Raw genomic sequence first — 19,790 nt, forward strand, 5'->3', positions numbered from 1 at the left:
GTTCCAGTGATACTAAAATTCCTTTTAATTTAGCCTCTTGTAACTTATAATTTAAAATGCTGTCTATCTCTATATTACCTGTTTCAGAAAACTGTTCCCTTTCATAGAGGCTTTCATTTATTTGTGAAATATAATCAATAGCCTTCTCTTCTCCTCCATATAGAACTCAATCCTTATTATATGTTCAACTTTTGGAGGACAAATCAATTAAAACAGACCCCCATTAGTTAGAGTTTTGTTCTAACTAATGGGAGTCTGTTCATCTTTGACCTTTTTTTATTTTAGGGCTTATTTATTATGAAACATCCCCTTTATTTATAGTTATACTCTATATTGTTTTAGTAGATTTATATTAAGTTTTACTCTGTATATCTTGAAAACGCATATTTCCCATCTGCATATACATGATATACATGGTCAACTGCATCTCTTAATCCAAATGATTCTCCTCCTGCAGCAGCCTCTCCTGTTAATGTTAGTCTAGCAATACCAGTCATTGGCTCATAATGTCTATATGTTCTAATTGTATTAACACCTGATTTAACATTTGAAAATTCAAAGAGATCATAAGTATAAGCAAGTATATTTCCCCTATCATCTGCTTCCCATTTGACACGAGTTCTTAAAGTTGCTAAATCAATCCCTTGTTGAGAAAGTATATATCTGTCAGTACTAGTATACATCCATCCACTACCCGGTCCTCTCTCCATCTGTGGCTTTCTTATAGCTTCACGAATTTCTGTCTCTCCTACTTGTTGCCTTAACTTATCCATTGAATCACCATAGAATTCTTTCACACCTATATCCTTAATAGCGAATACCTGTGTTCCAGTTAATAACATCATGATAATTAATGAAACTGATAAAACCTTTTTCATTTCTTTTCCCCCTTGTATAATATATTAAATAAATAAACTAATTTATGCACCATATTATTTAAAGTTCAAAATCATATATAAGTTGTGGTTCTTTATGCCATGGCATATTATAAATTAGTTTTAATTTATTTACAGAATTACTTTTAAAGTATTTTTTAACGTCTTCATTATTGGAGAATATTTTTATTAATTCATCATTTTTTGAATCTATATCATCAATATAAGTCTCAGTATTTGTTACTTCAAATATATTTATTTCTATAATATAATTATTAGATATATCTTCTAGCCCTAATCTTAAAATATCAACTTCATTATCTTTAGAAAATTCATTAAATATGATTGTCTGAATATTAAAGTCTTCTTCTGATTGTTTTAGACTCAATACATTTATATCTTTATCAATATCTCGAAAGTGTATATTTTCTTTTAGAATTTCTTTAAAGTTTTCAGATTCAAATACAACAGATATTGTAGAAAGTCTAAATTCTCCACCCTTCCTTTCTCTAAAAATATCAGTTATTTTATCCATACATTCTTCACTTAAATTAGTAGCTTCTTCAAAACTTAAACTTTTATCTAATATTAAGTATGCATCTATAAATATATTTGCAAACTCTTTCTTATTCTCTTTGGGTTTCATTAATAGCTTATCTTCATAGACATTTAATTCTTTTATTTCTATATTATCAAATTCCAAAATAGGCTTTTGAATTTTGCTTTGCAGTTCTTTTATAATTGTATCTGTTGAATAATTTTCAATATAAGCAAGTTCTGTATCTGTTAACTTCGTATATTCATTATCAGGTTCTGAATTTGAGCATGAAGCTAATATTAAAGGAATACTCAAAATAAGAAGAAAACCTTTATTTCTATTATTCATAAAAACCTCCAAGATTTTAAATTTCAATAAATTTACAACACAATGATTCAGCTAGTAAGTTGATTTTAATTGCTATTATCTCATATTTAAATGTAATTTTTTTAACCATAACTCAAATTGCTATCTTCTACAGATGCTAGAAATCAGATTATAATTGCTCCTACTTCTGTTAAAGCTAGGATTATCACATCTGTCTCTGGAATAGTTTTTATTCCTAATAATACTACTAAAATTAAAATTATAGAAAACAAATAACATTTAACTTCAGTTTTAGCATGATACCCTCCTCCATAAGCTCTAAGCGGAGTATACACTATTATAAATAAAATGCTTTCCCAGACTGCTTTAAATATAAATCCTATTAAGATCGTTGTTATGATGTTTATTAGTATTAAAAGTCCTTGATGTAATCCATAGGCATAAATCTCTTTATCCTCATCTTTTATTAGCTCATTAACAACAAAGTAGTTTGTTATTTTCTCAATCATATTATTTTCCATTAATTTTTACGAAGTTTTTCTGCACCTTTTGGCAATTCAGGCTGATGAGCAAGATACATACATGTTGTATTTACATTCATAGATGTTACCATCAATGCTAAACTTGCAAGAACTCCACCAAATCTTAAAATAACTTTCTTCAAACGAATCATCCCCTTTGTTATTTTTTGTATATTCATTATACAATAAGAAATAATAGGTCTTTGAGAATTTGTTGAAACTTATATATGTTTTTGTTGAAACTTACAATTTTTGTATATTTATCATTAAAATATTAAAGGACTTTGATTTCTCAAAGTCCCAACTATCTAATCCATTAAACTCTATACATTAATATATCAACATGAAATCTATTTTCAGTATGATATACCTTCATGGTACCATCATATTTCTTTAAAATCTTTTCTATATTATTTAATCCTATACCATGATTTTCTTTGTCCTTTTTCGTTGTTTTTATCTTTTCTCCTTCATAGACAATAGAGCCATCAAAAGAATTATTAATATAAATAAATAGTATATCATTCTTATATTTAATTCTAATATCAATGGTCTTATTATTCTCAACTTTGGCACTAGCTTCTATTGCATTATCTAACAAATTCCCTAAGATCACTACTGTATCCAATGGAGAGATATTCAATTTAGATGGAATTTTTAGTTCCAGTGATACTAAAATTCCTTTTAATTTGGCCTCTTGCAACTTATAGTTTAAAATGCTATCTATTTCTATATTACCTGTTTTAGAAAATTGTTCCTTTTCATAGAGGCTTTCATTTATTTGTGAAATATAATCAATAGCCTTCTCTTCTCCTCCATTTTCTATGTATCCCTTTAATGCTATTAAATGATTCTTTATATCATGACGCAAAGAACTTATATTCTCATAGGAACTATCTATAACTTCAAGCTGTCTTTGATAATAGTGGTTTTGTTCTTCAAGTATTATTTTCTCTATTTTATCTTTAAATGCTCTACTTAAAGTATCATATAAATAGAAAATAATTATGTTTATTGAAAATAATATAATAATACAAGCTACAGTTTTGTATATATCTAAGTTAAAGTTCTGTAAAAGAGTCAAGATAATATATAAACTTCCTAATGGTATTAAAAATATAGATAACCAATAAACATTTGGAATATCTATACCTTGCTTTATATTTTTATATCCCCCCATTATTAGTGCAATCATATATGAAATTATATTTATGGCAATCATTCCTATAATTGAAGAATATAATGGATTGCTACTGAAACCATTAGTATAAATAAATCCTGATAATAAGACGATTATACTTTCTATAGACATTAAAATCATATATATATTCATAATGGATATAATCTTATGTTTTATAGATGATTTATAGTTAAATGTTAAAACAAAATATAATAATATATTGCTTATAAATGTAACTACAGGAGTATTAATAGTTAAATATACAAAACTAATTACAATAAAATAAAATGTATAGGAAAAGATTTCTACTTTTTTATTTGTATTTCTGGTATCAAAGAATATATCCATGAATTTATATGTAGTATATGCCCTCAAAATATTAGTTATTAAATAAAAATAGTCATAAATATTTAATGCCATATCCTATCCCTTTCTAACTCTAACTGTAATTCTCTTACTTTCTTTCTATTTGCTTGACTAATAGGCAAAATCACTTTATTTGACATAGTAACTTGATGATATTCAAGTTTTATAATATGATTATAATTTACTAAATAGGATTTATGAATATGAATGAATTTAGATTGATTTAGATCCTCATATATATTTTTTAATCTTCCATAAAATACTTCTGACCCATTTATAGTGTGTATTATAACTTCTCTGTTTTTACTTTCAAAGTATATAATATCTCTTATTGGTAAATTGTATGTTGTATGTCCAACTTTATACTGAAAGACCTTTTCATCTCTTTGTATAATCCTTAAAGCAATCTCAAGAACCTTCTGTATTTTATTATAATTAAAAGGTTTTATAATAAAATCTAAGGGTCTTACTTTAAAAAGTTCCATTGCATAAGTTTCTTTCCCTGAAATATATATAATTTGAGTAGTTTCGTTTAACATCTTATCTCTAATTATTTGTCCCACTTCTACGCCATTCATTTCCTTTAGTTCAATATCAAGGAAAATAATATCATAATGATTATCTTGAGATAAATATAAACATAATTCCTCACCAGAATGAAAAATATCTATTTGTAATTCCTTTGAAGATTTCTTTTGAAATCTTTCTAAAATTTCCTCTAATTGATTACATATTGAATTTTCATCATCACATATAGCTATTCTTAACACTGAATACCACCTTCTATAAAATTACATATTATATCATCTTTACTTTTTAATTATATTTTATTTCTTCAATCTTATTTTACCTATATATCTTTATCTAATTGTTCTTTTATTTCATTAAGAGAGTTTTCTATATTGTTGATTTTTCTTTTTAGTCTAACAAAACCAAAAATTGGTATAGCTATAACTACTAAAACTATTATTGCAATTACAATCCATCCAATTACTAATGATGATAACGGTGGTAATACCTTAACTGTAAACATATTTTATACCCCCTATTATTCCTTACCTCTATATTATCATATAAATAATTTATTGTCCTAAAACTTGTTAAAGTTATCTCGAAACAAAAAGGACTTTGAAAAATCAAAGTCCTTTTTGTTTAATCTATATATTTTTTAAACAATACTGTTCCATTGTGTCCACCAAATCCTAATGAATTGGATATGGCGTATTTTATATCTCTTTTTACGGCAATATTTGGTGTGTAGTTTAAATCACACTCTTCATCTGGATTGTCGTAGTTTATGGTTGGAGGGATGATTCCTTCCTTTATTGCCATAAGGGTTGCTATAGCCTCTATTCCACCGGCAGCTCCTAGTAAATGACCTGTCATTGATTTTGTTGAGCTTATGTTTATATTCTTTGTATGGTCTTTAAAGACATTTTTTATTGCTAAAGTTTCTAATTTGTCATTAAAGTATGTTGATGTACCATGAGCATTTATATAATCCACATCTTCGTAACTAGCTACTGCTTCTTCCAATGCCAATTCCATAGCTCTTGTTGCCCCTCTTGCTTCTGGGTCTGGTTGAGTTATATGGAAAGCATCTGAAGTAGAGCCATATCCTACAATTTCACCATATATATTTGCTCCTCTAGAAAGTGCATGATCCAACTCTTCTAAAATCAATATACCTGCTCCTTCTCCCATTACGAATCCATCTCTCTCTTTATCAAATGGACGAGATGCCTTTGTAGGATTATCATTTCTAGTTGAAAGAGCTTTCATTGAACAAAAACCTGCCACTGAAATAGGTGTTATAGACGCATCTGCTCCACCTGCTACTACCATATCTACATTGCCTGATTTTATCATTCTAAAAGCTTCCCCTATGGCGTGGGTACTTGATGCACAGGCCGTAGTTACTGTCATTGTTGGTCCTTTAAATCCAAAGGTCATGGATATTTGTCCTGGTGCCATATTGGAAATCATCATTGGTATGAAAAGTGGGCTAACTCTACTTGGTCCTCTATCCCTTAGTTTTTCATACTCTGTTTCCATAGTCTCCATACCACCGATACCAACTCCAATTACAACTCCAACTTTATCTAAATCTAATTTATCTAAATCTATATTTCCATCTTCTATTGCTAGTTTTGAACCTACTACTGCATATTGTGTAAACCTATCCATTCTTTTGGCTTCTTTTTTATCTATATAGTCAGATGGATTAAAATCCTTAACTTCTGCACCTATTTTTGTATCAAATTCTGTAGTATCAAATCTAGTTATAAGTCCAACCCCTGATTTACCTTGTATCAAGGAATTCCAAAAATTTTCTTTTCCTATACCTATAGGAGTAACTGCTCCTAATCCTGTTATTACAACTCTTTTCATTTTTTACCTCCAATATAAGGTATTATTCTGCCTTTTTTTCTACATATTTTACTATATCACCAATGTTCTTAAAGTTTTCGGCATCTTCATCTGGTACAGAAATCCCAAACTCATCTTCTAAAGCCATCATAATTTCTACTGCATCTAATGAATCTGCTTCTAAATCCTTCATCATAGAAGTCTCCATTGTAATACTTTCTATATCATCTACTCCTAATTGCTCTGCTATTATATTTACAACCTTTTCAAATATCATTTTTACATTCCTCCTATATTTTTAATTCTGTTAGATAAATTATAAAAATAAGACTCGACTGTGAATGATTTGATTGAAATATCCAACTAAGGAAAAAAATCGTAAATTTTGCACTGTTTGAGCGTAGAGAGTTTGCAAAACTATTTTTTCTGTGTTGTGATATTTCACAAATCTTGAACTGGAGACTCGTTTTTTATAATTTATCTACCTCCCAGTCTCGAAACTCAAATCTATTTGCTCGCTTCGCTCTCATAGATTTGGTTCTCGTTGCGTTTGACCTACATCAGCTCACTATCGTTCACTGTGTTAGGTCATAACCATTCCACCATCTACATTTATTACTTGGCCTGTTATATAGTCTGATTTTTCACTGGCTAAAAATACTACGAGGTTTGCTATGTCTTTTGGGTTACCAAAGGTATTTAGTGGTATTGATTTTAGCATTGTTTCCTTTATATCCTCTTTTAATACTTCAGTCATATCGGTTTCTATAAATCCTGGTGCTATGGCATTTACTCTAATACCTCTACTGGCTAATTCCTTTGCCATGGATTTTGTAAATCCAATAACTCCAGCCTTTGAAGCACTATAATTTCCTTGACCAGCATTACCTATTATACCAACTACAGAAGTAATATTTATGATCTTTCCATATCTTTTCTTCATCATTATCCTCGCTACTGCCTTAGTAGTTAAAAATGCTCCCTTTAGGTTTACATTCATTATTTCGTCCCAATCTTCCTCTTTCATTCGAATGATGAGATTATCTTTTGTAACTCCTGCATTATTTACTAATATATCTATAGTCCCTAGTTCTTCTTCCATGGATTTTATCATTTGTAATACATCTTCTTCTATGGATACATTTGTTTTTATGGCAATTCCCTTTACTCCATGGGATTTTATTTCGTCTATTACTTCTTTAGCTTTTTCTTCATTGCTAACATAGGTAATTCCTACATTAACACCATTTCTAGCTAGTTCTAAAGCAATTTCTTTTCCTATACCTCTAGATCCTCCAGTTACTAGGGCTACTTTGTCTTTTAGGCTCACTTATTCACCCCCCTCCTGTATATAGTGAATAACTAATAGTTAATAGTGAATAGTTATGGAAGTTTCAAGTCTACTTGAAACTATTAACTAAAAGACCCTACAACTGCACTTTAAACTCTTCATTATTCATTATCTTTTACTGATTTTATATATTTAATTGTTTCTTCAAAGGAATTAACATCATTTACACTTAACGACTTTACTTCTTTTCCCATAGATTTTCCGATTCTTTTTACAAAGCCTGATAGAGATTTTCCTGGTCCTAGTTCTACAAATGTGTCTACACCTTCATTTATCATATATTCTACAGACTGCTGCCATAATACTGAATTGCTTACTTGGTTTACTAGCTTAGGCTTTATTTCATCTTTGTTAGAACTAATTTTAGCATCTACATTGGAAATAAACTTTTTTTGAGTTTCTCTTATATCCACCTTAGATAATTCATTCTTTAGCTTTTCTCCTGCTGAAGATAGTAATGATGAATGAAATGGTGCAGATACAGATAACGGCACTGCTTTTTTCGCTCCTAGTTTCACTGCCTCTTCACAGGCAACTTTTAGACCTTTCATTTCTCCTGATAATACTATTTGTTCTGGGCTATTATAGTTAGCGACTTCAACTATTCCGTATTCCTTAGTTTTTTGTATAATCAAAGGTAATTTTTCTTTATCCAATCCAAGAATTGCAGCCATTCCACCAACTCCTAGGGGAACTGCCTCCTGCATAAATCTTCCCCTTTCTTTTACAACCTTTAGAGCATCCTTAAATTCTAAGCTTTTACTTGTAACTAAGGAACTATATTCTCCGAGACTTAGTCCAGCTGTATATTCACAGTCTATACCTCTAGCCTCCATAGCCTTAAGTATTGCAATACTTGTTGCCAATATAGCTGGTTGAGTATTTTCCGTTTTCTTTAGATCTTCTTCAGTTCCATTGAAGCATATGGATTTTAAATCCATATTTAGTACTTCATTTGCTTCATCAAATACTTTTCTTGATTCTGCAAAGGATTCATAAAAGTCACTGCCCATTCCTACGTATTGTGATCCTTGACCAGGAAATATAAAAGCTAATTTATTTTTTTTCATTGTTCTCACCTCCTAGGGAGTACAATGAATTTAATTGTTTTTCTGCAGATGAAACTATATCTTCAATTATCTCCTTACATGGTTTAATATCTTCTATTAATCCAGCAATTTGTCCAGACATTAAAGATCCTTTTTCTATATCTCCATCTACTACAGCTAACTTTAATCTTCCTGAACCTAATAACCCTAGTTCTTCAAGAGATCCATTGTTTTTTTCTAACTCTAAAAATTCCCTAGTAAATTTATTTTTCAATGCTCTAACAGGATGCCCAGTACTTCTCCCAGTTACTTGTGCATCTCTATCCTTAGATTTTACTATGGCCTCTTTATAATTTATATGAACATTTGCTTCAGTAGAGCATACAAACCTAGTTCCTAGTTGAACTCCTTCTGCTCCTAGACTTAAAGCTGCTAAAAATCCTCTTCCGTCTCCAATTCCTCCTGCTGCTATAACAGGAATATTAACTTTATCTACTATTTGAGGAACTAATGCCATAGTAGTCAACTCTCCAATATGGCCTCCCGCTTCAGTTCCCTCTACGATTAAGGCATCTACGCCTTCTCTTTCTAATCTCACTGCTAAAGACACAGTAGGTACTACAGGTATGATTTTTACATTGTATTCCTTTAACTTCTTTATATACTTTCCTGGACTTCCTGCACCTGTAGTTACAACAGGAACTCCTTCATCACAGACTATACCTACAATATCCTCAGCAAAAGGTGACATCATCATAATATTTACACCAAAAGGTTTATCTGTCAATTCCTTTAGCTTTCTAATCTCTTCTCTTATTACTTGTCCTGGGGCATTACCTGCTCCAATGATCCCTAAACCACCTGCCTCTGATACAGCTACTGCTAATTCATGGGTAGCCACCCAAGCCATTCCACCTTGTAGTATAGGATATTTAATATTTAAAATATCTGTTATTCTAGTCCTCCACATTTTATTTCCTCCTACTCCACTTTATGGTCATTGAAGCCCAAGTAAGTCCTGCTCCAAATGCTACTAAAAGTATATTGTCACCATTCTTAATTTTTTTATTCTTAACTGCTTCGTCAAGGGCGACTGGAATAGAGGCTGAAGACATATTACCATATTTATTTAAATTTATACAAATCTTATCTTTTTCAAGTTTTAATTTCTTAGCTGCTGCGTCTATAATCCTCATATTAGCTTGATGAGGAACTAAAAAGTCTAAATCTGCTAAATTTAAATCTGCTTTTTCTAAAGCATTCATTGATGTTTTTTCCATAACTCTAACGGCAAATTTAAATACTTCTTTTCCATCCATCTTTACATAGTGAAGTCTATCTTCTAGAGTTTCAATACTGGTTGGTAATCTAGATCCTCCTGCTGGTTGACTTAATACTTGCCCATTTGTACCATCTGAGCCTAGTTCACTGGAAAGAATTCCAAATCCTTCTTCACATTTTTCCAATACACAAGCTCCTGCACCATCTCCAAATAATACACAAGTATTTCTATCTTGCCAGTCCACTATTTTGGATAATGCTTCTGCTCCTATAACTAACACCTTTTCATATGTTCCTGATTTAATGAAACTCTCCCCTATGGATAAACCATATACAAATCCAGAACATCCTACATTTATATCAAATGCTGCTGCCTTCATTGCCCCTATATTTTTCTGAATTATACAGGCAGTTGATGGAAAAGCGTGGTCAGCTGTAACTGTTGCAACAATAATTAAATCTATATCTTCTGGTTGTAATTTTGCATCTTCTAAAGCTCTTTTAGCTGCTAATGTTCCTAAGTCAGAAGTCGCCGTATCATCATCTGCTATTCTTCTTTCTTCAATTCCTGTTCTTTCAACAATCCACTCATTAGATGTATCTACAATTTTAGATAGAGCATCATTAGTAACAACTCTTTCAGGAACATAACTACCTACACCAGAGATACCTACATAAATACTTTTCATTTTCCACCTCCATATTTAATTGTGATTTGTCCTTCCTCTTCTTCATCTACCACCTCCTTAAAAATATTTGCAAATTAGTTTTCTTTAGATTAATATTAATACTATAATATAATTAGAACTTTAAGATTTAGTATATATGAATATAATAAAATAAGCAATCATTAATTTTTCACTATAAAAATCAAAAAAGGAGCGATTTTATGGATAAATTGTTAAATATAGAAGAAATAAAAGAGATTATTCCTCATAGGTATCCTTTTCTCTTTATAGATAAAGTTTTAATAGAAGAAATTGGAGTTAAAGGATTGGGATATAAAAATGTAACTATAAATGAGCCATTTTTTCAAGGCCATTTTCCAAATATGCCTGTAATGCCTGGAGTAATAATTGTTGAATCCATGGCTCAAGTTGGAGCTGTGATTCTCTTATCAGATGAAAGATATAAAGGAAAAACCCCTTATTTTGCTGGAATAAATAAAGTAAGATTTAAAAGAAAAGTAGTACCTGGAGACACCCTTAAAATGGAAGTGATTCTAACTAGAGTTAGGGGTTCTGTAGGAGTTGGTGAAGGTAAGGCCTACGTTGGAGATGAACTTGCTTGCGAAGGAGAGTTTTTGTTTGCTATAGAGTAAATATCCATATTTAAAAAAGGATTAAGAAAATTTCTTAATCCTTTTATAGTTATTAAGATTTTTAAAGGTTTATCATACTCTTTTTATTGTTTGCTAATAGCTTCTTTTAAAATTATATCTATTCTTTCTTCTTCATTTATAATCTTTCCTTGCTTTTCATCATAGGCATATAATGCTCCACTTACCATTCTGGTTTTAAGAGTACCTTTGGCTATTTTAGAGCCTTGTAAATGAGGTGCATCTAGTATTCCAACTCTTACTGCCTCAGTTAAAGTTGCTGGATCTATTAATGGATCTTCTACGCTTAAATTTAGAGATTCTATTGTATCTATTATTACCTTCGCTTCTTTTATCAGTGTGTTTTTTCTTTCAAGAACATTTTTGTCCTTAGTCATATCTACTGAGCCTAAGAATTCATTTTTTAGTATTCCCCTTACTATCATAGCTGACTCTATTATATCTTCAGCTTTTGCTGCATGATGAGCTTCACAAAATCCTACTACATGATATATATGAGGTTTAATTCCCATGGCTAAATATGCTGAGGCCGCCAACTGCCCCTTAGCTTGATAAAGATTAGTGGGAAAGCTTGCTAAACCTGCCCTTGCTTGACGATATACATTAAAATCATCATCTACTAAACTTTCTACTAATTCTATCTTTGCCAACATCTTACCTAAATCCATTTCTGGAGAAATAGATGCTGGTACATTAAACATATATTGAGCTATATAGTCTTTTACTCCCATTTTTTTTGCATTATAGGCAGCAATATACGCTACTGCCACAGCTATGGAATCATGGGCATCTCTTAAACTCCAATGATGTGGATCATTTACTTCTACGGGAATATTTCTTTCCCCATGCCATTTCATTACTTCTTGATTTTCTTTTAAGGCATCTATTAATTTTCTTGGTCCTCTGCCATCTAGTTCACTATACCAAAATAATGGAACTGCACACCAAGCATTGTCTATACTTTCTTTTAACAATTCGGCAAAAGGTATTATATTTTTTGTCCCACTATAGGAACGTAATAGTGGGAAATTTCCCCTTTGTGCTGCATTATGAAGCTCTTTAAAATCTTCCTTACTTCTTAAGGGTACTCCGCCTGCTCCATTTAGTCTTTCATCCATGTTTTCTTGGTCAAAGAAAAATTCTTGAGCATTTTGATCTGGTGCAATAGAAATTATATCTATTACTTTTGCTTCGGATACTTTTTCTATTGACTCTATGGTTTCTTCTATAGTTGGTAATCCTAAGTGATGTCTTAATATTGGATACGGATATTTAGATTTTATTCTATTTATTAGGTCTTTTGGATAAGATTCTTCTTTTGATAAATCTTGACCCTTTAGATATGCTATGACTTCGTCAATATCTTCACTGCCATCAAATACTTTATGAAAAATTTCATACTCCTTAGCCACTAATGATGTAGGTTCTGTTCCACCAAATAACCAAATTATATCTTTAATATTATTTTCAATTATCTTTTCTTTTAGTTCTTCTAGAATTTGATAAAGTGGCTCTGGAGTTAATCTATAGGATAAAGCTACTATATCAGGCTTTTTTTCATTGATTAAATTTATTATTTCATCTACTGATTTACCTATTCCTATAAAATCAGTATAATACTTCTCTTGATCTGCTAAATTTAAGTAATTCATTATTCCTGCCACATGTACACAGTTACCTAAAGTTCCCGCTATAATCTTTTTCACTAAGCAACACCTTCCTCACCTTTTTTATCTTTTTTGTCTATTCCTCCTATTTGTGCAATTTTATGCATATCATATACTGATAGTCCTTTTAATCCTAATTTCTCTATAGTTCGACCTTCTACATAAAAATTCCTTCCTGTTATTAATTCTGCAATATTTATAATGGAATTAATAGCTGGAGTTTGGATCCCTAATTCTATAGCTATAGATGCCATAGGTATCAAACTATAAGGTACATCTTCATAGATATATCTAATATTTAACCCCTTTGGTGCCTGAAGTCCTTTGTATGCAGAATTATTTTGAATTGTTTCATAAAGATTTTTTCCTTTTGCTCCGTAGGATTCGCATAACCATTCCTTAGCAGATAAAGTATTTATTTGAAGAATTTTTCCTATTTCCATTCTCTCATGATCCATTTTTTCTAAAAAATCTCCTATGGATGGAGTTATGCCTTCTATATAATATTCAAAAGCTGCCCCTCTTTCAATATGCCCACTATTTAATAATGTTGGTGCTGGATGAAATATTGCTCCATAGTTATTTATACTTGTTTCAAGAACATCCTTAGCAGGAATAAATTGTGGATAAGCAAATTTAAGTAAGTTGATTACATGATTTGTTTTAGATGAAGGTATAGCTCCTATGGTTACTTCATTTTTCACCTGAAATATATGGGCACTATTTTGTGAAGTGGCTCTACAAGCGTATATAAAAGTTTGAGCTTCTGCAACTACTATCTTTTTATTGCAGTTGTATTGTCTTAATGCTTCATATACCTCCAATGCCCCACCTGTACGACCTGGATTTAAAACTATTATTTGCCCATCCTTTAAATATGGTGTCATTTCTATAGCCATCTGATAATGCCCCATTGCAGGTACTGTAACCATAATTATATCTGCCCCATCTATAGCTTCTTCCATTATGTTAGTTACCTTGTTTAATTTGCCTTTTCCCGTTACTTCTCCAGTTAGAGATATTGTTGGATTATTTATTAAAGATAGTATATTTTCTAATGTCCTATTGTATAAATTTACCTCATATCCTATCATGGCTAAATAACCTGCCATTGCAATTCCACCATTTCCTGCACCTATAATACTAAATTTTAATCCTAGCATTTAATCATCCCCCTTAAATTTTTTGTCTCATTTTATGTTAACTGGATTTGAGGGACAAAAAAAACTATGGGCTTCCATAGTTTTGAAATCAACAGATTTCATGCCCCCTTTATTTGCTTACGAGGTTAGCTGTCGGGTTCGGGCTAAAGGGTTATGCCCGTCCTATAATGGATTCACCCCAAAAAAATTGGTTCCCCCGCTTCAAAAAGCGAATTAAGCATTATTCGTTTCGAGACTAGAATTATTATACCATATTAACCATTTTTTTGCAAAAACCCTTTTTTGACAAAATTTGATAATTTAATTTTCTATAATTTTTTAATGTTTATTTTTCTGCTGTTTACTATCACCTAATTGGACGATCTGAATATATTATAGTATGTACAGACAATACAAGCTATTAATGGCTCATTATATAGGGAGGAAATAAAATATGTATAGATCAGTAGAAGGTACAAACATTAGTAATGTACGAGTATTTGATAATACCCATGGAAAAACAAAATGTAACTATAATCCTTCAATTTCGGAGTGTAGTAGTAATTCAAAATATCCCCACTCTTGCGTAGAAGTTAAAACTAATATGTTAGATAGTTGTACTAATACACCAATTACTCCAGTAGGTATAACTACAGGTGTCATAGCTAAAATTCCAGTAGTATTAGCTGAATTAACTGTACAATTCCATCTTAGTTCACTAATTAAATTACCAGAATTAGCTCTTGATGTTAAAAATATAAAGAAAAAAGTAAAAATCACTCAATGTCTTTTACTTCAACCCACTAATATATTGTTTATTAAAGGGTTTATCCGTAAAAACATTGACTATACTACAGGCAATTGTGCAAATATGGAAGGTATATGTGGAGAACTACATCATTGTATAATAGATGTTCCTTTTGAATGTTCAACACCACTTACTTTCTATACTCCGCCAGAAGAACTTGCTGTAAATTCCAGTACTGAATTTGAATACTTTAAGGTTAGTAATTTACCAGATAAACATTTTGCTGAAAAAGATAAACTACTATCTGGAGATTTATCGGAGTTTAATCAGATTATAATTGAAAATTTCAATGAACTTCCATTCTGCGAATTAATTAATGCAAGAATTTTTGAATTTGATGAATTCATTGGTCGTCATCGCCCTTGTGGTGCTGAGTTCCCAATTGAGGAAAAATTCTTTAACAGAATAGAAGAAAAAATGGTTATAGAATTTACAGTTAAAGTTTTACAAAATAGGCAAGTTCAAATTCCCGCAGTAACTGATACTTCTGGAGGATGCCATCCTAAATTCCCATGTTCAGCAAACAAAGATTAAATCTATGCTATAAAATAAGACCAGTGTTATAACTGGTCTTATTTTCATAGTAATTTATTTTCTTTGCTCTTTTACTAATTCTGCTCCTCTTTCCAATGCTTCTTTATTTATTGGAAGTAAATTAACTCTATTTTCTCCAAATACTGCTGTAAATGCTTTATTTAATATAGTATCTACCTCAACTGCCTTTGTAGCTTCTAAAAATGCTCCTAACATTACCATATTGGCTACTCTTGGGTTACCAATTTCATTAGCTATTTCATTAGCTGGAATATAATATACTTCTATATCTTCCCTAGTAGTTTTTCTATCTATTAATGATGAGTTAATAAACAGTCTTCCTTCTGGTACTACTGAATCTTCAAATTTATCTAAGGATGGTCTATTCATTACTATTGCTGAAGTTGAATCTATAACAACTGGAGAACCTACTGCATCTGATGATATAATAACGTTACAGTTTGCAGTTCCTCCTCTCATCTCTGGACCATAAGAAGGTAACCAAGATACTTTTTTATCCTCTGTCATGCCTGAATATGTTAAAAGTTGACCTAATGCCATTACACCTTGTCCACCAAATCCTGCAATTACTATTCTTTCTTCCATTTTATTCAACCTCCTCTGGACGTCTATAGTTTCCAAGAGGATAATAAGGCATCATATTTTCCTCTAGCCATTTCATAGCCTCTGGAGCTGTTAATCCCCAGTTAGTTGGACATGTGGATAATACTTCTACAATTCCAAATCCTTTTCCTTCAAGTTGTATCTGGAAGCATTCTTTTATAGCTTTTTTAGCTTTTCTTATATTTGCTGGGTTATTTACTGCAACTCTTTCTACAAATGCTGCTCCATGAATTGTAGCTAACATCTCGCTTACTTTTATTGGTCTACCACTATGTTCTTCAGTTCTTCCTAAAGGTGCAGTTGTAGCTTTTTGTCCTATAAGTGTTGTAGGTGCCATTTGTCCACCTGTCATACCATAAATAGCATTATTTATAAATATTGTTGAAATTTTTTCTCCTCTATGAGCAGCATGAACTATTTCTGCTGTACCGATGGAAGCTAAATCTCCATCACCTTGATAAGTAAATACAAAATTATCTGGATGAACTCTTTTTATTCCTGTAGCTACTGCTGGTGCTCTACCATGTGCAGCTTGCTGCATATCACAATTGAAATAATTATATGCAAATACTGAACATCCTACTGGGGCAACTCCTATGGCTTTATCTAATACCCCTAATTCTACTAATACTTCTCCTACTAATCTATGAACAATTCCATGAGTACATCCTGGACAATAGTGAGTTTGTACATCTGTTAATCCTTTGGTTTTTTCAAAAACTATAGTCATTATTTATCACCTCCATAGATTTTCTTTACATGTTCAATTATTGCGTCTGGTGTAGGTACCATTCCTCCTGATCTTCCATAGAAAGATACAGGAAATTTACCTTCAACAGCTATTTTAACATCATCTATCATCTGTCCATTATTCATTTCAACTGTTAGTATACCTTTACAGTTTGGATTTATTTTCTTAAATTCATCAAATGGATATGGCCATAATGTAATAGGTCTAATTAGTCCTACTTTATATCCTTCTTTTTCTAATTTTGCTATGGCTGTTTTTGCTATTCTTGATGTAGTTCCATAAGCTGCTATAACCACATCTGCATCTTCTATATTATATGATTCTACTCTACACTCGGTTTCCTGCATTTTTTTATATTTAGCTTGAAGTCTAATATTGTGAGCTTCTAAATCTTCTGCTGCTATATATAAAGAGTTTATTATATTTGGTTTTCTCTTATCTCCAGTACCTACTGTAGCCCAATCTTTTTCTGGTAAATCTCTTTTTGTTGGAGTTTTAAATTCAACTGGCTCCATCATCTGTCCAATCATACCATCTCCAAGAACCATAACTGGATTTCTGTATTGGTCTGCTAGATCAAATCCTTCTATAATTAAATCAACTAATTCCTGAACATTTGCTGGAGCAAATACTACCATTCTATAGTCTCCATTTCCTCCGCCTCTAGTTGCTTGGAAATAGTCAGTTTGTGAAGGCTGAATACTTCCTAAACCTGGACCACCTCTCATTATATTAACTAAAAGACAAGGTAATTCTGCACCAGCAATATATGAAATACCTTCTTGTTTTAATGCCATTCCAGGACTTGATGACGATGTCATTACTCTAGCACCTGCTCCTGCAGCACCATAAACCATATTTATTGCAGCTACTTCTGATTCTGCTTGTAAGAATACTCCTCCTACCTTTGGTAACTCCCTTGACATATATTCTGGTAGTTCTGATTGAGGAGTTATAGGGTAGCCAAAGAAGTACTTACATCCTGCTTGAATTGCTGCTGCACCTATAGCCTCATTACCTTTCATAAGAACTTTAGTCATATTTTAAAACCTCCTTTTTTAAAGTATAGTTAGAATCTTTCTACTGTAATAACTACATCTGGACAAATAGTTGCACAGTTTGCACAACCGATACATTTTTCTGGGTCTGTTACTGATGCTGGGTGGTATCCTTTTGCATTTATTTTTGTTTTATCTAATGCAAGTATTTTTACAGGACAAACAGTTGTACAAAGTCCACATCCCTTACAGATGTCTTCATTAAATGTTACTTTACCTTTAGCCATTTTTAACCCTCCTTTTATTTTATAGCATCCATTCATCCCTCATAAATAATTTTATGGGGAATATTTCGCCTTCTAAGTTATTAGGAAGACTTGGTATTACTTCTTCTAGTACAGATATATATTTAAGCTTTATTCCAGTTCTTTCTTGAACTTCTAAAGCCAATTGCTGCCCTCTTAATACATCTTCATAGGTTGTAGATTTTAGTAAATGAGTGTTGTTTATAATACCTGTTATTTTAGCTCTAGATACATCTTGAATTTTTGTCATATATTCAAGTACCTTATCTACTGTTTGAGTTTCAGGTCTATTAGCATTTAGGACAAAAAACATATCATATTTACCTTCTTCAAAATACTCTACATATCTTCCCAATGCCCTAGCTCCTACTTGGTCTCCACCTACATCTAAGATTAAATTATAACTTTCATCTTGTAATGGTGTATATACTTCTGCTGATATAGACGGTACTTCTATGGCTGGTGCATTGATTTGACTTCCAATTACTTTTATGCCTACACCTTCCATTTCCAAAGCCTTCTCTCTGGATCTAAAATACATATTTACTATATCCAAATCAGCTAAAGCAACCTTTTTCCCCATCTGAGCTAATTTCACAGCATAGTTCACACTGAATTCAGATTTTCCACTGCCATAATGCCCAATTATAACTCTTATTCTTTTATCATTATTTAACATAGTCACCATATCCTATTTATAAACTTTTGCTGCTTCTTCTCCTCTTAAAACTCTCAATCCACCTTCTGCTAAAGCTGTAAGTTCATCTTCTCCAGGATAAATAGTTACATCAGCAATAAACTTTACGCTTTCTTCTACCCATGAAGTAAACAACTTATCATATGCTATTCCCCCAGTAAGGAGAATACCATCTACCTTTCCTTTAAGAACTGCAGCACATGCTCCTACCTCTTTTGCTACTTGATATGCCATGGCATTATATATTAGTTCTGCATATTTATCTCCATTTGCAATTCTTTCTGTAACTTCCCTAGCATCATTAGTCTTTAAATATGAAACAATTCCACCATTTCCAGTAAGCATTTTCTTTACTTCATTATATGTGTATTTTCCTGAATAGCATAATTTTATCATGTCTCCAACTGGTAAAGATCCCGCTCTTTCAGGTGAAAATGGTCCTTCTCCATCTAAAGCATTTGCTACATCTATTACTTTGCCCTTTTCATGAGCTCCTACTGAAACTCCACCACCTAAATGGACTACTATTAAGTTTAAATCCTCATAATTTTGTCCTAATTCTTTAGCATGACGTCTCGCCACTGCTTTTTGGTTTAGTGCATGAAATATAGATGTTCTTTCAATTTCTTTTAATCCAGATACTCTAGCTACATCTTGTAATTCATCTACTACAACTGGATCTACTATAAATGAACGTTTTCCTACTTCCTTAGCTATTTCATAAGCTATTATACCGCCTAGATTTGAAGCATGCTCTCCTTTTTTACCTATTCGTAAATCTTCTAACATTAAGTCATTTACTTCATAAGTTCCACCTTCTATTGGGTTAAGAAGCCCACCTCTCCCTACTACTCCATCTAATGAATCTATTGTAATATCATTTTTCTCTAATATATTTACAATAATATTTTTCCTAAATTCATATTGGTCATATATTTTCTCATAAGGAGATAATTCTTCAACTGAATGTCTTAAGGTTTCTTCAAATATACTTTTTTCATCATCAAATACTGCTATCTTTGTAGAAGTAGAACCTGGATTTATAATTAAAAGTCTAGTCATTTTTA

Annotated in this window: 23 protein-coding genes and 1 riboswitch; of the genes, 2 read left to right on the forward strand and 21 right to left on the reverse strand. The window is 31.4% G+C overall.

Annotated elements, in window-relative coordinates:
- Positions 1 to 359: 359 nt before the first annotated feature.
- The 13 genes from FYJ83_RS08460 to FYJ83_RS08520 form a co-directional block, all read right to left on the reverse strand.
- The gene (locus FYJ83_RS08460; RefSeq protein ID WP_154439893.1) at positions 360 to 878 is read right to left on the reverse strand and encodes a hypothetical protein; all 519 of its coding nucleotides are present in this window, start codon (positions 876 to 878) and stop codon (positions 360 to 362) included.
- A 58-nt stretch (positions 879 to 936) separates the two neighbouring features.
- Positions 937 to 1,761: a hypothetical protein gene (locus FYJ83_RS08465; protein ID WP_154439894.1), complete on the reverse strand. Its 825-nt coding sequence runs from the start codon at positions 1,759 to 1,761 to the stop codon at positions 937 to 939.
- A 143-nt stretch (positions 1,762 to 1,904) separates the two neighbouring features.
- Positions 1,905 to 2,261 (reverse strand): accessory gene regulator B family protein, encoded by a 357-nt coding sequence (locus tag FYJ83_RS08470; RefSeq protein ID WP_154439895.1) that lies wholly within the window; start codon positions 2,259 to 2,261, stop codon positions 1,905 to 1,907.
- Entirely contained in the window at positions 2,261 to 2,404 is a 144-nt protein-coding gene (locus tag FYJ83_RS08475) for a cyclic lactone autoinducer peptide (RefSeq protein ID WP_195837960.1), read from the reverse strand. Before FYJ83_RS08475 ends, FYJ83_RS08470 begins: the two co-directional genes overlap by 1 nt.
- Positions 2,405 to 2,577: 173 nt before the next feature.
- On the reverse strand, positions 2,578 to 3,861 hold the full coding sequence (locus FYJ83_RS08480) for a sensor histidine kinase (RefSeq protein ID WP_154439897.1): 1,284 nt from the start codon (positions 3,859 to 3,861) through the stop codon (positions 2,578 to 2,580).
- Positions 3,852 to 4,577, reverse strand: coding sequence for a LytR/AlgR family response regulator transcription factor (locus FYJ83_RS20260; protein ID WP_154439898.1), 726 nt, complete (start codon positions 4,575 to 4,577; stop codon positions 3,852 to 3,854). Before FYJ83_RS20260 ends, FYJ83_RS08480 begins: the two co-directional genes overlap by 10 nt.
- Before the next feature lie 80 nt (positions 4,578 to 4,657).
- On the reverse strand, positions 4,658 to 4,840 hold the full coding sequence (locus FYJ83_RS08490) for a hypothetical protein (RefSeq protein WP_154439899.1): 183 nt from the start codon (positions 4,838 to 4,840) through the stop codon (positions 4,658 to 4,660).
- A gap of 119 nt (positions 4,841 to 4,959) precedes the next feature.
- Positions 4,960 to 6,198, reverse strand: a complete 1,239-nt coding sequence (fabF, locus tag FYJ83_RS08495) for a beta-ketoacyl-ACP synthase II (protein ID WP_154439900.1) — start codon at positions 6,196 to 6,198, stop codon at positions 4,960 to 4,962.
- A gap of 22 nt (positions 6,199 to 6,220) precedes the next feature.
- Positions 6,221 to 6,454: an acyl carrier protein gene (gene acpP / locus FYJ83_RS08500; RefSeq protein ID WP_154439901.1), complete on the reverse strand. Its 234-nt coding sequence runs from the start codon at positions 6,452 to 6,454 to the stop codon at positions 6,221 to 6,223.
- A gap of 306 nt (positions 6,455 to 6,760) precedes the next feature.
- Positions 6,761 to 7,507, reverse strand: a complete 747-nt coding sequence (gene fabG / locus FYJ83_RS08505; protein ID WP_326828323.1) for a 3-oxoacyl-[acyl-carrier-protein] reductase — start codon at positions 7,505 to 7,507, stop codon at positions 6,761 to 6,763.
- 122 nt (positions 7,508 to 7,629) lie between these two features.
- Positions 7,630 to 8,598 carry an ACP S-malonyltransferase gene (gene fabD / locus FYJ83_RS08510; RefSeq protein ID WP_154439902.1) on the reverse strand — a complete coding sequence of 323 codons (969 nt, stop codon included), beginning with the start codon at positions 8,596 to 8,598 and terminating at the stop codon, positions 7,630 to 7,632.
- Positions 8,585 to 9,547: an enoyl-[acyl-carrier-protein] reductase FabK gene (fabK, locus tag FYJ83_RS08515; RefSeq protein ID WP_154439903.1), complete on the reverse strand. Its 963-nt coding sequence runs from the start codon at positions 9,545 to 9,547 to the stop codon at positions 8,585 to 8,587. The genes fabD and fabK overlap by 14 nt, the downstream gene beginning before the upstream one ends.
- Before the next feature lies 1 nt (position 9,548).
- Positions 9,549 to 10,547 carry a beta-ketoacyl-ACP synthase III gene (locus FYJ83_RS08520; RefSeq protein WP_154439904.1) on the reverse strand — a complete coding sequence of 333 codons (999 nt, stop codon included), beginning with the start codon at positions 10,545 to 10,547 and terminating at the stop codon, positions 9,549 to 9,551.
- 200 nt (positions 10,548 to 10,747) lie between these two features.
- Here FYJ83_RS08520 and fabZ point away from each other — a divergent pair, with 200 nt between their 5' ends.
- Positions 10,748 to 11,179, forward strand: a complete 432-nt coding sequence (gene fabZ, locus FYJ83_RS08525) for a 3-hydroxyacyl-ACP dehydratase FabZ (RefSeq protein WP_216584951.1) — start codon at positions 10,748 to 10,750, stop codon at positions 11,177 to 11,179.
- 83 nt (positions 11,180 to 11,262) lie between these two features.
- Here fabZ and FYJ83_RS08530 read toward each other — a convergent pair whose 3' ends face one another.
- Together FYJ83_RS08530 and FYJ83_RS08535 are read right to left on the reverse strand one after the other, a co-directional pair.
- Positions 11,263 to 12,903: a cobalamin B12-binding domain-containing protein gene (locus FYJ83_RS08530; protein WP_326828324.1), complete on the reverse strand. Its 1,641-nt coding sequence runs from the start codon at positions 12,901 to 12,903 to the stop codon at positions 11,263 to 11,265.
- Positions 12,903 to 14,027 carry an NAD/NADP-dependent octopine/nopaline dehydrogenase family protein gene (locus tag FYJ83_RS08535; protein ID WP_154439905.1) on the reverse strand — a complete coding sequence of 375 codons (1,125 nt, stop codon included), beginning with the start codon at positions 14,025 to 14,027 and terminating at the stop codon, positions 12,903 to 12,905. The genes FYJ83_RS08530 and FYJ83_RS08535 overlap by 1 nt, the downstream gene beginning before the upstream one ends.
- A 98-nt stretch (positions 14,028 to 14,125) precedes the next feature.
- Positions 14,126 to 14,257, reverse strand: a riboswitch (cyclic di-AMP (ydaO/yuaA leader).
- A 203-nt stretch (positions 14,258 to 14,460) separates the two neighbouring features.
- Here FYJ83_RS08535 and FYJ83_RS08540 point away from each other — a divergent pair.
- Positions 14,461 to 15,348 (forward strand): CsxC family protein, encoded by an 888-nt coding sequence (locus FYJ83_RS08540; RefSeq protein ID WP_154439906.1) that lies wholly within the window; start codon positions 14,461 to 14,463, stop codon positions 15,346 to 15,348.
- 54 nt (positions 15,349 to 15,402) lie between these two features.
- Here FYJ83_RS08540 and FYJ83_RS08545 read toward each other — a convergent pair whose 3' ends face one another.
- The 6 genes from FYJ83_RS08545 to buk are packed head-to-tail and all read right to left on the reverse strand — an operon-like array spanning position 15,403 to position 19,785.
- Entirely contained in the window at positions 15,403 to 15,954 is a 552-nt protein-coding gene (locus FYJ83_RS08545; protein WP_154439907.1) for a 2-oxoacid:acceptor oxidoreductase family protein, read from the reverse strand.
- A 1-nt stretch (position 15,955) separates the two neighbouring features.
- Positions 15,956 to 16,702 carry a thiamine pyrophosphate-dependent enzyme gene (locus FYJ83_RS08550; protein WP_154439908.1) on the reverse strand — a complete coding sequence of 249 codons (747 nt, stop codon included), beginning with the start codon at positions 16,700 to 16,702 and terminating at the stop codon, positions 15,956 to 15,958.
- On the reverse strand, positions 16,702 to 17,763 hold the full coding sequence (locus tag FYJ83_RS08555) for a 3-methyl-2-oxobutanoate dehydrogenase subunit VorB (protein ID WP_154439909.1): 1,062 nt from the start codon (positions 17,761 to 17,763) through the stop codon (positions 16,702 to 16,704). The genes FYJ83_RS08550 and FYJ83_RS08555 overlap by 1 nt, the downstream gene beginning before the upstream one ends.
- Before the next feature lie 29 nt (positions 17,764 to 17,792).
- Positions 17,793 to 18,008, reverse strand: coding sequence for a 4Fe-4S dicluster domain-containing protein (locus FYJ83_RS08560; RefSeq protein ID WP_154439910.1), 216 nt, complete (start codon positions 18,006 to 18,008; stop codon positions 17,793 to 17,795).
- A gap of 19 nt (positions 18,009 to 18,027) precedes the next feature.
- On the reverse strand, positions 18,028 to 18,705 hold the full coding sequence (locus FYJ83_RS08565; RefSeq protein WP_154439911.1) for a nucleotide-binding protein: 678 nt from the start codon (positions 18,703 to 18,705) through the stop codon (positions 18,028 to 18,030).
- A 12-nt stretch (positions 18,706 to 18,717) separates the two neighbouring features.
- Positions 18,718 to 19,785: a butyrate kinase gene (buk, locus tag FYJ83_RS08570; protein WP_154439912.1), complete on the reverse strand. Its 1,068-nt coding sequence runs from the start codon at positions 19,783 to 19,785 to the stop codon at positions 18,718 to 18,720.
- Between the last annotated feature and the right edge of the window lie 5 nt (positions 19,786 to 19,790).

The organism is Tissierella pigra, assembly GCF_009695605.1.
Taxonomy (GTDB): Bacteria; Bacillota; Clostridia; order Tissierellales; family Tissierellaceae; genus Tissierella; species Tissierella pigra.